At 68.8% G+C, this 13,812-nt stretch carries 9 protein-coding genes and 1 pseudogene; 1 reads left to right on the top strand and 9 read right to left on the bottom strand.

Annotated features, from left to right (window positions below):
* Positions 1-2: 2 nt before the first annotated feature.
* From ACFJIT_RS13995 to ACFJIT_RS13955, 9 genes and pseudogenes are all read right to left on the bottom strand, one after another.
* Positions 3-1,307 (bottom strand): ABC transporter permease, encoded by a 1,305-nt coding sequence (locus ACFJIT_RS13995; RefSeq protein ID WP_379653955.1) that lies wholly within the window; start codon positions 1,305-1,307, stop codon positions 3-5.
* Between the two features lie 15 nt (positions 1,308-1,322).
* Complete coding sequence (locus ACFJIT_RS13990) at positions 1,323-2,558, bottom strand: ABC transporter permease (RefSeq protein ID WP_379653954.1); 1,236 nt, start codon at positions 2,556-2,558, stop codon at positions 1,323-1,325.
* A gap of 121 nt (positions 2,559-2,679) precedes the next feature.
* The gene (locus ACFJIT_RS13985; protein ID WP_379653953.1) at positions 2,680-3,984 is read right to left on the bottom strand and encodes an ABC transporter permease; all 1,305 of its coding nucleotides are present in this window, start codon (positions 3,982-3,984) and stop codon (positions 2,680-2,682) included.
* A gap of 15 nt (positions 3,985-3,999) precedes the next feature.
* Positions 4,000-5,226 (bottom strand): ABC transporter permease, encoded by a 1,227-nt coding sequence (locus tag ACFJIT_RS13980; protein ID WP_379653952.1) that lies wholly within the window; start codon positions 5,224-5,226, stop codon positions 4,000-4,002.
* A gap of 75 nt (positions 5,227-5,301) precedes the next feature.
* Positions 5,302-6,606 (bottom strand): ABC transporter permease, encoded by a 1,305-nt coding sequence (locus ACFJIT_RS13975; protein WP_379653951.1) that lies wholly within the window; start codon positions 6,604-6,606, stop codon positions 5,302-5,304.
* Between the two features lie 15 nt (positions 6,607-6,621).
* Positions 6,622-7,845: an ABC transporter permease gene (locus ACFJIT_RS13970; RefSeq protein ID WP_379653950.1), complete on the bottom strand. Its 1,224-nt coding sequence runs from the start codon at positions 7,843-7,845 to the stop codon at positions 6,622-6,624.
* Between the two features lie 10 nt (positions 7,846-7,855).
* Complete coding sequence (locus ACFJIT_RS13965) at positions 7,856-9,178, bottom strand: ABC transporter permease (RefSeq protein WP_379653949.1); 1,323 nt, start codon at positions 9,176-9,178, stop codon at positions 7,856-7,858.
* 17 nt (positions 9,179-9,195) lie between these two features.
* Positions 9,196-9,915 (bottom strand): ABC transporter ATP-binding protein, encoded by a 720-nt coding sequence (locus ACFJIT_RS13960; RefSeq protein ID WP_379653948.1) that lies wholly within the window; start codon positions 9,913-9,915, stop codon positions 9,196-9,198.
* A 176-nt stretch (positions 9,916-10,091) separates the two neighbouring features.
* Positions 10,092-11,240: pseudogene (locus ACFJIT_RS13955) on the bottom strand (efflux RND transporter periplasmic adaptor subunit); the annotation flags it as partial.
* 696 nt (positions 11,241-11,936) lie between these two features.
* Between ACFJIT_RS13955 and glmS the strand changes: the two are divergent.
* Positions 11,937-13,766: a glutamine--fructose-6-phosphate transaminase (isomerizing) gene (gene glmS / locus ACFJIT_RS13950; protein WP_130533860.1), complete on the top strand. Its 1,830-nt coding sequence runs from the start codon at positions 11,937-11,939 to the stop codon at positions 13,764-13,766.
* The last annotated feature ends 46 nt before the right edge of the window (positions 13,767-13,812 follow it).

The following is a 13,812-nucleotide window of genomic DNA, read 5'->3' as shown; positions in this document are numbered from 1 at the left end:
TGTTATTGGGTCTTGAGCTGGACGGCGGGTGTGATCTGCATGGCGCGCCACGCCGGCAGCAGGCCGGCGAGCAGGCTGACCACCAGCGCCAGCACGAAGGTCATCGCCAGCATCGTCGTGTCCAGATGGGCCATGGACGCATAGCCGGTCGGACGCTGGCGCACGGCCCATAGCCCCAGCTCGGCCAGCCCCAAGCCCAGCACGCCACCGGCCAAGCCGATGCTGCCCGCCTCCACCAGGCATTGCTTGAAGATCTCCGTGCGGCTGGCGCCCAGCGCACGCCGCACACCGATCTCGCCGCTGCGGCGCAGGAACTTGGCCAGCAGCAGGCCGACCGTGTTGACCAGGCAGACCAGCAGGAAGCCCATCGCCAGCCATAGCTGCAGGCGCACGTCGCCCGGCACCGTGCCGTTGTAGTCGAGCCAGGTCATGACGTCGCGCAAGCGCGTGTTGGGCGGGCGCTGGAAGCGACCGGCATCGCGCTGTTGCTGCGAATAGCGATCCAGGTACGCCTTGTAGTCGGAGGCCTTGCCTGCGCTTTCCAGTTCCACCCAGTACTGGGTGAACGCGCAGGGCGCACCGCGCGCTGTGCCATCGGTGGTCGCGACCGGTCCGTAGCAGTTCATGCTGCCGCTGCGGTCCTGCTTGAGCGCCATCGCGGTCTGGAAGGGTTCGAAAAGCTGTTCTTCGGTCCCGAACGAGTTGAGGTTGAGATCGTAGAACATCGGCTTGGGACGCCAGTCGCCGATGACGCCGACGATCTGGAAGTCGTGTCCGTCCACGCTCAGCGTCTTGCCGGTGCTGTCGGCGCCCTCGAACAGCTTGTCGTTGAGCGCCTTGGCGATGACGACCACGCGCGCCTCGCCCTCGTCCTCGCGGGCGGACCAGCCGTGGCCGAACAGGAACGGCACGTCGAACATGGCGAAGAAATCGGCCGAGGCATAGCGCGCATCCAGCATGAAGGACTCGAGCGTGTCGCCGTCCGGTTCTACCGTCACGCTGCCACCGGTCATCATCGCCTGCCTCTTGGCCTGCTTCTGTCGCAGCAGCGCTTCGCTGTCGTCGCGGCTGAGATCGGCCTGCGGTTCGTCGCCCGGCGTGTAGCCGGCCAACATTTCCGGATCCAGCTGCACGTGGAACAGGCGCTCGCTCTTCTGTGGGATCGGGTCGCCCGACAGCACGTGGAACACCGTCAGCGTGGTCATCGACGCGCCGATGCCCAGCGCCACGGCCAGCACCATCAGCGCGGTCAGCACCTTGTTGCGCCTGAAGCTGCGCAGGGCCAGGTTGAAGTAGTAGGCGAACATGGACGCTCCGGACGGTCAGGCGCTGCGGGTGGCGATGGCCGGCGGGACGGAGGCCGCGCGGCGGGCGGGCCACAGCACGGCCAGCTGGCCCAGTGCCCACAGCATCAGCGCGCCGACGGGCAGGTACCACAGCGGCAGTCGCGGCAGCTCGTAATGGCGCATCAGCAGCTGGTTGAGCGCGTAGGCCAGGCCCATGCCCAGGACGATGCCCAGGGTGACCAGCAGGAAGTTCTCGGTCTGGAAGTAGCGCAGGATCTGGCCGCGGGTCGCACCCAGCGCGCGGCGCACGCCGATCTGGCGGGTGCGCTGCGCAACCCAGAAGCTGGCCAGGCCGACGATGCCCAGCGCGGTGACCAGCAACAGCAGCGCGCACAGCGCCAGCAGCAGACCCATCATGTCGCGGTCCTTGCTCATGTAGTCGCTGCGCCATTCGTCATAGGTCTTGCTGTCCATGATCAGGCGATTGCTGGCCACGCGCTCGAGCGCGGCGACCGCCTGACGCAGGACCGGCGCCCGCTGGGCCGGGTCGCGCACCCGCAGCGCGTACAGGCCGCCGCTGGTATAGGGCGTGCGTACCGGCAGCACCATGGAGTAGCTCGTGTCGCCATTCACCGCGTTAGGGCGGCGCAGCCGCTCGACCACGCCCACGATCAGCATCGGCACATTGGCCATGTAGACCTTGTGGCCGACCGCGCTTTCGCCCGGGAACAGCTTGTTGGCCGCCTCGCGCGAGACGATCAGCGGCATCGTGCGCAGCGGCACCCCTTTGTTGCCGTCCACCTGCTTCATCAGTTCGGACCAGTCCATGTACTCGTCCGGGGCGAAGTCGCGCCCGGACGTCAGACGCAGCCCGAGCGTCTTCAGCGTGTCCTCGCCGACGGTGTAGAACGCGGCGCTGAGCGTCGGGATCTTCTGATCCGGCTTGGTGGCCAGCGAGGAGTTGTTGGAGCCGCGACGGAAGGGCAGCTGGTTGACCAGCGCCACGCTCGCGACTCCGGGAATCGCGCGTAGGGCGCCCAGATCCTGCTGGGTCAGCGCATCGACATCGGTCTGCGGCCCCACGCCGCTGAGCGAGACGGTGACCAGCTGCCGCTCGTCGATCCCGCTGGTCTCGCGCAGCGCCTCCCAGCGCTGGCCGACGATGAACAGCGCGTTGCAGATGATCGCGCAGGTCAGCGCGATCTCCACCACGATCAGCGCGGCGGCCGTCTTGTGGCGGCGCAGGGTGGACAGGATGGGGCGGATTTCCATGGGAGTCCTGCGGCTGGAAAAGTGAGTGGTAAGGAATGAGGAGTGAGTCGGGGGAGGAGGCGATTGGAAGCGTTCGGCCGTCGCCTTGCTCACTTCCCACGCCTCTGCGTTCGCTCCTGCCTCACTGCGTTTTCAACTGCACGGCAGGCGTGATCTGCATGGCGCGCCAGGCCGGCAGCGCGCCGGCCAGCAGGCTTGACAGCAGCGCCAGCGCGAAGGTCAGCAACAGCATCGACCCATCCAGGTGGGCCAGCTCGGCGTACTGCGTGGGCCGGTGACGGACCACCCACAGGCCCAGCTCCGCCAGACCCAGGCCGAGCACGCCGCCGACCAGGCCGATGCTGCCGGCCTCGACCAGGCATTGCTTGAAGACCTCCGTGCGGCTGGCGCCCAGCGCACGGCGCACGCCGATCTCGCCGCTGCGGCGCAGGAACTTGGCCAGCAGCAGGCCCACCGTGTTGACCAGGCAGACCAACAGGAACGCCAGCGCCAGCCACAGCTGCAGGCGCACATCGCCCGGCACCGCCTGCTGGTAGTCCAGCCAGTCCATGACATCACGCAGCCGCGCATTAGGCGGGCGTTGGTAGCGGCCGGCGTCCTTCTGCTGCTGCGAGTACTGGTTCAGGTAGGTCTTGAAGTCCGCTGCCTGGGAGGCGCGCTCCAGCTCCACCCAGTACTGGACGAAGGCGCAGGGCGCTTCACGCGCTGTGGCGTCGGAAGTGACGTTGTCGCCGTAGCAGTTCATGTTGCCGCTGCGCGACTGATGCAGGCCCATGGCGGTCTGGAACGGCTCGAAGACCTGCTCGTGGGTGCCGTAGGTGCCCACGGCAAGGTCGTAGAACAGCGGCTGCGGCTCCCAGGTGTCGATCACGCCGACGATCTGGAAGTCGTGTCCGTCCAGGCGCAGCGTCTTGCCCGTGCTGTCGGCACCGCCGAACAGCTTGTCGTTCAAGGTCCGCGCGATCACCACCACCCGCGCCTGACCGCTGTCGTCCTGCGCGGACCAGCCGCGGCCGTAGACGAAGGGCACCTCGAACATCGCGAAGAAGTCGGCCGAGGTATAGCGCGCGCTGAGGACGAAGGGCTTGATCGCCGTGCCTTCCGGTTGGACGGTGACGCTGCCGCCGGTCATCATGGCCTGGCGCTTGGCGCGCTTCTGCGCCAGCAGCGTCTCGGCGTCGTAGCGGCTCATGTCCGGCTGCGGTTCCTCGCCCGGCGTGTAGCCGTCGATCGGAAACGGGTCGAGCTGCGCGTAGAACAGCCGGTCGCTCTTGCCCGGGATCGGGTCGCCGGAAAGAACATGGAACACCGTCAGCGTGGTCATCGACACGCCGATGCCCAGCGCCACGGCCAGCACCATCAGCGCGGTCAGGACCTTGTTGCGCCTGAAGCTGCGCAGGGCCAGGTTGAAGTAGTAGGCGAACATGGGCTCTCCGGAGGGTCAGGCGCTGCGGGTGGCGATGGCGGGCGGCACGGCCGCGGCGCGACGGGCGGGCCACAGCACGGCCACCTGGCCGAGCAGCCACAGCACCACCGCGCCGGCGGGCAGGTAGGCCAGCGGCAGGCGCGGCAGCTCGTAGCGGCTCATCAGCAGTTGATTGAGCGCGTAGGCCAGCAGCATGCCCAGACCGATGCCCATGCCGACCAGCAGGAAGTTCTCCACCTGGAAGTAGCGCAGGATCTGGGCCCGCGTGGCGCCCAGCGCGCGGCGTACGCCGATCTGGCGGGTGCGCTGGGCCACCCAGAAGCTGGCCAGGCCGATGATGCCCAGCGCGGTGACCAGCAGCAGTGCGGCGCAGACCACGCCCAGCAGGCCGATCATGTCGCGGTCGGCGCTGAAGTAATCGGCGCGGATCTCTTCGTAGGTGTCGTTGTTCAGCACCAGGCGGCTGCTGTCGATCCCGTCCAGCGTCGCCAGGGCGGCCTTCATCACCTCGTGGCGGCGCGATGGGTCGCCGACGCGGATGATGTAGCGGCCCATGCTGTTGTAGTTGTCGCGGATCGGCAGCAGCATCGAGTAGGTGCGGTTGCCCCCGTTCAAGGTCGGCCGGGTGAGGGTCTCGACCACGCCGACGATGTGCAGTGGCGTCTGCGACATGTAGACCGTCTTGCCGACGGCCGGCTCGTTGGGGAACAGCTTCTTGGCCGTCGCGCTGCTGACGATGATGGACGCGGCGACCTTGCTGAAATCGATGTCCGGCTTGTTCAGCTCGCTGCCGAGCAGGTATTCATCGGCGTTGAAGTCGCGTCCCGCGATGAGTTTCAGCCCGAAGGTCCTGATGGCGTCGCGGCCGACCCGGTACGCCGCCGCGTTGAGGGTGTGGTCCGCCTGATCGGGGGTGAGGCTGAGCCCGCTGTTCGAGGAGCCGTTGCGGAAAGGCAACTGGTTGGTGGTGGTGACGGCGATGACGCCGGGGATGGCGCGCAGGGCCGCCAGGTCTTCCTCGGTGCGCGCATCGGCGTTGTCGTCCTTGCCGACCCCGCTCAGGCGGATATGCAGCAGCTGGTCCTCGGCGATCCCGCTGGGCAGGTTCAGGTTGTCGATGCGCTGGGCAATCAGGAACAGCGCATTGCACACGATGGCGCAGCTCACCGCGATCTCGAGCACGATCAGCGCGGCGGCGGTCTTGTGCCGGCGCAGGGCCGAGAAGATGGGGCGGATTTCCATGGGATCCTCTTGCGGCGAGGCGTGAGTGGGTCGGGCGCGAAGGGCGATGCGGGGCTGTGGAGCGTCACTCCTGTCTCATTGCGTCTTGAGCTGCACCGCCGGCGTGATCTGCATCGCGCGCCAGGCCGGCAGCAGGCCCGCGAGCAGGCTGGCGAGCAGGGCCAGGACGAAGGTCAGCAGCAGCATCGACCCGTCCAGCTGCGCCAGCGCCGCGTACTGGGTCGGGCGATGGCGCACCGCCCACAGGCCCAGCTCCGCCACGCCGAGGCCAAGCACCGCGCCCGCCAGGCCGATGGCTCCGGCTTCCACCAGGCATTGCTTGAAGATCTCGCTGCGCGCCGCGCCCAGCGCGCGGCGCACGCCGATCTCGCCGCTGCGGCGCAGGAACTTGGCCAGCAGCAGGCCGACGGTATTGAGCAGGCACACCACCAGGAAGCCGAACGCCAGCCAGAGCTGCAGGCGCACATCGCCCGGCACCACGTGGTTGTAATCCAGCCACTGCATCACGTCGCGCAGGCGCGTGTTCGGGTCGCGTTCGAAGCGGCCCGCCGCCTTCTGCTCACGCGAGTAGTTGTCCAGGTAGGCCTTGAAGTCGGCCGCCTGCGCGGGGCTTTCCAGTTCCACCCAGTACTGCGTCCAGACGCAGGGGGCGTTGAGGTCGCGTGGGTCGTTGGTGGGATTCTTGCCGAAGCAGTTGGTGCTGCCGTTGCCCCACAGCTTCAGTTCGATCGCGGTGGAGTAGGGCGCGAACAGCTGCTCATCGCTGCCGTAGCTGCCGACGTTGAGGTCGTAGAAGTGGGGCTGCGGCGCCCAGTCGTCGGCGACCCCGACGATGCGGAAGTCGTGATCGCCCAGGCGGATCGTCTTGCCGGTGCTGTCGGCGCCGCCGAACAGCTTGTCGTTGAGCTTCCTTGTGATCACCGCCACGCGCGCGTGGGCCTGGTCGTCCGCCGCGCTCCAGCCGTGGCCGTACAGGAACGGCACCTCGAACATGGGGAAGAAGTCAGATGAGTTCCAGCGCGTGTCGATCACGAACGGCTTGAGGCTGCTGCCCGCCGCCTGCACCACCGCGCCGCCGCCGGTCATCAGCGCCTGGCGCTTGGCCTTGCCCTGGCGCAGCAGCGCCTCGGCGTCGAAGCGCGTCAGCTGCTCCTGCGGCTCTTCGCCAGGCTTGTAGTTCGCCGCCGGCTCCGGGTCGAGCTGGACGATGAACAGCCGGTCGCTCTTGGCGGGGATGGGATCTCCGGACAGCACATGGAACACCGTCAGCGTCGTCATGGTGGCGCCGATGCCCATGGCGATGGCGAGCACCATCAACGCCGTCAGCACCTTGTTGCGCCTGAAGCTGCGCAGGGCCAGGTTGAAGTAGTAGGCGAGCATGGCGGTCCTCGGGCCTCAGACAGCGCGGGTGGCGACGACGGGCGGGATCGACGCGGCGCGCAGCGCCGGCCCCAGCACGGCCAGCTGGCCCACGCCCCACAGCAGCAGCGCGCCGATGGGCAGGTAGCCCAGCGGCAGGCGCGCCAGTTCGAAGTACTTCATCAGCAGCAGGTTGCCGCCGTAGGCCAGCAGCATCCCCAGCACGATGCCGCCGCTGGCCAGCAGGAAGTTCTCGGTCTGGAAGTAGCGCAGGATGTCCGTGCGCGTGGCCCCCAGCGCGCGGCGGATGCCGATCTGCTTGGTGCGCTGGGCCACCCAGAAGCTGGCCAGGCCCACGATGCCCAGCGCCGTCACCAGCAGCATCGCGGCGATCACCGCCACCAGCAGCCCGGCCATGGCGCGGTCGGTCTGGAAGTACTGCGCGCGCAGCGAGGCGACCGGCGCGCTCGCGGCCTGATCGACCACCGCCTCGGGCACCGCGCGCGCCAACGCATCGCGCGCGGCCAAGGCGACACGCGGCAGATCGCGCGGATCGGCGCGCATCACATAGCGACCCGACAGCGCATCGCGCGCGACCGGCACCACGACCGACCATTCGGCCCCCGCCAGGCCCTCCTCGCTCCGGCCCGGATCGGTCACCGCCAGGTGCGGCAGGACACCCTTGACGCGGAAATGCGAGTCGCCCATCCAGAACTCGCGCCCTAATGCCGTCTGGCCCGGCCAGAGATGATCGGCCAGCGATTGGGTGATCCAGACCTGGCCATCGGCGGGCAGGAATTCGTCCTGGCCGATGGCCCGAAAGTCGTCGGGCGCGAACTTGTCACCCTGGGAGGGGACGAGGCCGAGCGCGGCGATCGCGCCGGCGTCGAACTTGTAGAAGTGCAGGACACCGCCGAAGTGATTGCCTTCCCGGTCGAGATTGATCCCCGCATAGCCTGCGCGCGGCCCGAAGGGCACGGTGTTGGCGACACCGACGGCGCTGACACCCGGGATGGCCGCCAGGGCCGCCACGGCCCGGCCGTTGACATCGGCGGCGCTGCAGCCGTCGCATCCGGAGAACGCCACCGTGGCCAGCGCGCGCTCGGGAATCCCGCTGTTCAGCCGCATCAGATCCAGCCGCGCGGAGACCAGGAAGATCGCGTTGCACAGCACCGCACAGGCCAGTGCGATCTCCATGGCGATCAGCACCGAAGCGACGCGGTGGCGGGAGAGGGCGGAAAGGATGGGCTTGATGTCCAAGGGCGGCTCCTCAAAGCGCCTTCAACTGCATGGCCGGTGCGATACGGCTGGCGCGCAGGGCGGGCAGCAGGCCGGCCACGATGCTGGCGAACACGGCCAGGGCGAAGGTCAACAGGAACATCGGCACGTCCAGGTGGACCAGGTCGGCATAGGCCACCGGCTGGCCTCGGATCAGGCCGACGCCGATCAGCGTCAGCAGCAGTCCGCCGATCCCGCCGGCCAGCCCGATGACCGCGGCTTCTGCCAGGCACTGGGCGAAGATCGCGCCCTTGGAGGCGCCCAGCGCACGCCGCACACCGATCTCGCCGCCACGCCGCAGGAACTTGGCCAGCAGCAGTCCCACCGTGTTGAACAGGCAGATGGCCAGGAACGCCAGGGCGAACCAGGTCTGCAGGCGCGCATCGCGCGGCACCACGCGGTTCTCGTCCAGCCAGTCCATCAGCGACAGCACGCGTGCGAGCTGTGGCTGGCGCACGCGTCCCAGCGCCTGCTGCTGGGCGGCATAGTCGGCCACGAAGCGACGGTAGGACGCCACCTTGGCCGGCGTGTCCAGCTGCACCCACAGCTGCAGCCAGACGCAGGGCGTGTTCTGCAGGTGGCCGGGGACCTCGGGCATGCCCCAGCAGGTGAACTGATTGAAGTGGCCGTCGTTGAGTTCAAGCCCGGTCTCGAACGGCAGGAAGACATCCTGCGTGCGTCCGTAGAAGTCGGCCGTATCGCCCTGGGAGAACTTGCCGCCGGCCACCCGATAGAACAGGGGCGAGGGCCGCCAGGGCGCCAGCACACCGACGATGCGGACATCGCCGTCGCGCACGCGCAGCATCTGCCCGACGCTGTCGTGGCCGCCGAACAACTTGACGTTGAGGTCGTGGGAGATCACCGCCACGCGGGCGTGCCTGGCATCGTCCTCTGCGCTCCAGCCGCTGCCATGGGCGAAGGGCACCGCGAACATGGGGAAGAAGTCGGCGTGCGTGGCCAGCATCTGCGTCATCAGAGGCGGCTGGCCGCCCTGTGGCGCCTGCAGCTTGACCTGGCTTTCCACCACCAGCGCCTGGCGATCGGCGCGCTTGGCCCGCCACAGGTCCATCGCCGAGGTGTAGTCCAGCATGTCGTAAGGACTGCGCTTGGGCTTCTCGCCGGGCGAAGCATCCACCTGGGGATAGAAGATCTGGCCGCTGCGCCCGGGCAGCGGATCGCCCGAGAGCAGGCGCATGACCGTCAGCGTGGTCATCGCCGCGCCGATGCCCACGGCGATGGACAGCACCATCAACCCGGTCAGCACCGGGTTGCGGCGCAGGCTGCGCAGGGCCAGGGCCAGATAGTAGCCGAACATCGCCGCGGACCTGTGGCTCAGGCCTGCGCGGAAGCGGTCGGCGCGGCGCCGGACATCAGCGACGCCTCGCGCACCAGGTCGGTGGCCTGGCCGTCGACGATGTGCACGTTGCGCTGCGCGCGGGCGGCCAGTTCCGGATCGTGGGTGACCATGACGATGGTGCTGCCAGCGGCGTTGATCTCCTCCAGCAGCTCCATCACGCCGCGGGCCATCTGCGAGTCCAGGTTGCCAGTCGGTTCGTCGGCCAGCAGCAGGCGCGGGCTGCCGGCCAGGGCGCGGGCGATGGCGGCGCGCTGCTGCTGACCGCCGGACAGTTCGGCCGGGTAGTGCTTCATGCGCGAGCCCAGGCCCACGCGCTCCAGCGACTCGGTGATGCGCTGCTTGCGTTCGGCCGCGGCCATGCCGCGATAGCGCAGCGGCACATCGACGTTGTCGAACAGGTTGAGGTCGGGGATCAGGTTGAAGCTCTGGAAGATGAAGCCGATCTTCTGGTTGCGCAGCTTGCTGCGCGCGTTGTCGTTGAGATGGCTCACGTCCTCGCCGTCCAGACGGTAGGTCCCGGAGGTGAAGGTCTCCAGCAGGCCGGCGATATTGAGGAAGGTGGTCTTGCCCGAGCCGGACGGCCCGGTGACGGCGACGAACTCGCCTTCCTTCACGTGCAGGTCCAGCGAGCGCAGGGCGTGGGTCTGCACCTGCTCGGTGCGGAAGACCTTGGAGACGGCGTGCATTTCGAGCATGGCGGAGTCCTTCGTTGGAATGAATGGCGTGGAGCGGTGGGTACTGCGATGTCTGTAGAGCGGAGCTTGCTCCGCTGCCGCATGACCGGCGGAGCTTGTAGAGCGGAGCTTGCTCCGCTGTGGCATGACCGGCGGAGCCTCAGCGGAGCAAGCTCCGCTCTACCGGGTGACGTGAATCAATGCACCGTCACCCGCGGTGCATCGCCAAACTGGTCGGCGCCGGAGACGACCACGCGGTCGCCGACCGATAGGCCGGAGAGGATTTCGGTTTCCGACAGGCTCGACACGCCCAGCTGCACCGGCTTGCGCTGGGCGCTGGAGCCGTCCATGACGTAGGCGTAGCGGCCGCCGGACTGCTCGACGAACGGGCCGCGCTCGACCTTGAGCACGTTCTTGCGCGTGTCCAGCAGGATGCGCGCGCTCATGCGCTGGCTCTGGCGCAGGCCCGGCGGCTGCTGGCCGTCGAAGCGCACGCGCGCGGTGACTTCGCCGGCGACGACCTCGGGCGAGACGGCCGAGATCTTGCCGGGGAAGGGTTCGCCGCTGCCGGAGGTCAGCTGCGCCGGCACGCCGATGGCGAGGTCGCGGGCGAAGCTCTCCGGCACCTTGATCTCCACTTCGAACTTGGACAGGTCCACCACCGACAGGATCGGCGCGTTGATCGCCACGTTGGTGCCCTGGGCGATCTGCACCTGGCCGACCTGGCCGTCGAAGGGCGCGCGCAGGGTCAGCGCGTCGACCTGGCGCTGCAGTTCTTCCACCACCGCCTGCTGGCGCTGGGCGAGCAGCTGCTTGTTGCGCGCATCCAGCTGCGCGGCCTGCTGCTTGAGCGAGGCGTCTTCCTGGGCGTGCTGCAGTTCGATCTCGGTCTTGGTCAGGGTGTCCTGGGCCTTGGCGAGTTCCACCTGCGGCAGCGCGCCGGCGTCGTAGGCGCGCTGATAGCGCTCGACGTCGCGCGCGGCGCCCTGGCGGTCGATCTTGCCTTGGTCGACCAGCTTGCTCGCCTCCGAGCGCGCCTTGGCCACGTCCAGCGTGGCGCGGCTGGCCTCGGCCTCCATGCCGGCCAGGGTGGATTCCTCCTGGGCCAGCTTGCTGCGCAGGGCCGGGCTGTCGATCACCGCCAGCGCGTCGCCCTTCTTGACCACGTCGCCGGCGACGACCTTCAGGCTGACGGTGCCGCCGTCGATGGCGTACAGGGTCGGGCTGTTGGCGGTGATGACGCGGCCGTCGGCGGCCAGGTCGCGCACCAGGTCGCCGCGGGTGACCGTGGCGATGCGCACGCGGCTGGCGTCGAACGAGCGCCCGCCCGCGGCCCAGCCCATCACCACCCAGACCAGGGCGGCGGCCAGCACGGCCACGCCGCCGCCGATCAGGCCCCAGCGTTTCCAGCGCTTGCCCTTGCCGGTGTCGACCACCACGTCTTGGGCGGCGGTGTCGCGGATACGGAAGGGGTTGTCGGTCTGTTGCATGGACACGGGGCACGCCTGCTGGGAAAGCTGCGCTTGACCACGCACGGGGCGTGCCAACTGCAAGTGCTTGATCTGCAAGCTGTCCGCGCCGCGGACAGTGTCCGACCGGACACTTGGGTTGTCCGGGCGGACAGCAGCGCGGTGTGTCCAGGAAGGCGCTGCATGCTGTTGCCCCCTCCCTTTGGCCGCAGGTCAAGGGGAGCTCGAAGTCGCGGCCTAGCGACTGAGGGGGAGGGGTTGCTCTTCGCGGGAAACGCAAAGGTAGAAGCCCCCTCCCAGCCTCCCCTCTTCGCTGCGCGAAAGGGAAGGTTCGATCACGGTGTGGGAGCCACCGTCTCTCGGATCAGGTCGCGATCTCCTTGTAGAGCGGAGCTTGCTCCGCTGCTCTTCGTTCGGTTCGTAGGGAAGGCCCCAGCGGAGCAAGCTCCGCTCTACAGGGGGGAGGCCGCCATGGCCGCGATGGGCTTTCGCGATGCTGCGCCAGAAGCCGCTCAGGTCCGCCCTGTAAACTGGCGTGGCTTCTTCAACGGCAGAACGGCAAAGGATTCACCCATGTGCGGCATCGTCGGCGCGATCGCGGATCGCGATGTGGTCCCTGTCCTGATCGAGGGCCTCAAGCGCCTGGAATATCGCGGCTACGACTCGGCCGGGATCGCCGTGGTCGAGGGGGAGGTCCGCCGCGTGCGCCGCACCGGGCGGGTGGCCGAGATGGAGGCCGCCGCGCGCGCCGAGCACTTCAGCGCCACGCTGGGCATCGGCCACACCCGCTGGGCCACCCACGGCGGCGTGACAGAGGCCAACGCCCATCCGCACATCAGCCGTGGCGCCCTGGCGCTGGTCCACAACGGCATCATCGAGAACCACGAGGCCCAGCGCGAGAAGCTCACCGCGCTGGGCTACGCGTTCGAGTCGCAGACCGACACCGAGGTCATCGCCCACCTCATCCACCACCACCAGAGCCAGGGCTTGGATCTGCTGGCCGCGCTGCAGGCCACGGTCAAGGAGCTCACCGGCGCCTATGCGCTGGCGGTGGTCTCGCGCGACGAACCGGGCCGCCTGGTCGCCGCGCGCATGGGCTGCCCGCTGCTGGTCGGCCTGGGGGAGGGCGAGAACTTCGTCGCTTCCGACGTGTCGGCCATCCTCCAGGCCACGCGCCAGGTGATCTTCCTGGAGGAGGGCGACACTGTCGATGTGACCCGCCAGGGCGTGACGGTGTTCGACGGGGCCGATGCGGCCGTGCAGCGCCAGGTGCATGTGTCCGACGTCTCGCTGGCCTCGCTGGAGCTGGGCCCGTACCGGCACTTCATGCAGAAGGAGATCCACGAGCAGCCGCGCGCGCTGGGCGACACCATCGAGGCCGCCATCGATGCCGGCGGCTTCCCGGCCAGCCTGTTCGGCGCGCGCGCCGGCGAGGTGCTGGCCGGCATCACCGGCGTGCAGATCCTGGCCTGTGGCACGAGCTACTACGCCGGCATGACCGCGCGCTACTGGATCGAGGCCATCGCCGGGCTGCCGTGCAGCGTGGAGATCGCCAGCGAGTACCGCTACCGCGCCGCCTATGCCGACCCGCGCCACCTGGTGGTCACCATCTCCCAGTCCGGCGAGACCCTGGACACGATGGAGGCGCTCAAGTACGCCAAGTCGCTGGGCCACACCCATACGCTGTCGATCTGCAACGTGCCCGAGAGCGCCATCCCGCGCGCCAGCGAGCTGGTCTGCTACACCCGCGCCGGCGCCGAGATCGGCGTGGCCTCGACCAAGGCCTTCACCACCCAGCTGGCCGCGCTGTTCCAGCTGGCGGTGGTGCTGGGCCGCCTGCACGGCAAGGTCGACGATGCGCAGGAGGCCGACTACCTGGAGCAGCTGCGCCACCTGCCCGGCAGCGTGCAGCACGCGCTCAACCTGGAGCCGCAGATCGCCGCCTGGGCCGAAGCGTTCGCCCGCCGGGACAACGCGCTGTTCCTCGGCCGCGGCCTGAGCTATCCGATCGCGCTGGAAGGCGCGCTCAAGCTCAAGGAGATCTCCTACATCCACGCCGAGGCCTATCCGGCCGGCGAGCTCAAGCATGGACCACTGGCGCTGGTGGACGACACCATCCCGGTGGTGTTCATTGCCCCCAACGACCGGCTGCTGGAGAAGGTCAAGTCCAACATGCAGGAAGTGCGCGCACGAGGCGGCGAGCTGTTCGTCTTCGCCGACCAGGACAGCCACTTCAGCGAGTCCGCCGGGGTGCACGTGATCCGCACCCCGCGCCACACCGGCGTGCTCAGCCCGGTGGTGCACACCATCCCGGTCCAACTGCTGGCCTATCACACCGCCCTGGCCCGCGGCACCGACGTGGACAAGCCGCGCAATCTGGCCAAGGCCGTGACCGTGGAGTGACCCGGGCCGCGGCCGGCGCGTCGAAACTGTGGGCCATTGCGCCGCC

Origin of the sequence: Pseudoxanthomonas sp. UC19_8, from assembly GCF_042700505.1 — a bacterium.
GTDB classification, from domain to species: Bacteria; Pseudomonadota; Gammaproteobacteria; order Xanthomonadales; family Xanthomonadaceae; genus Pseudoxanthomonas_A; species Pseudoxanthomonas_A winnipegensis.
The sequence above is the reverse complement of the archived record's forward strand: the minus strand, read 5'-3'. Positions and strand labels throughout refer to the sequence as shown.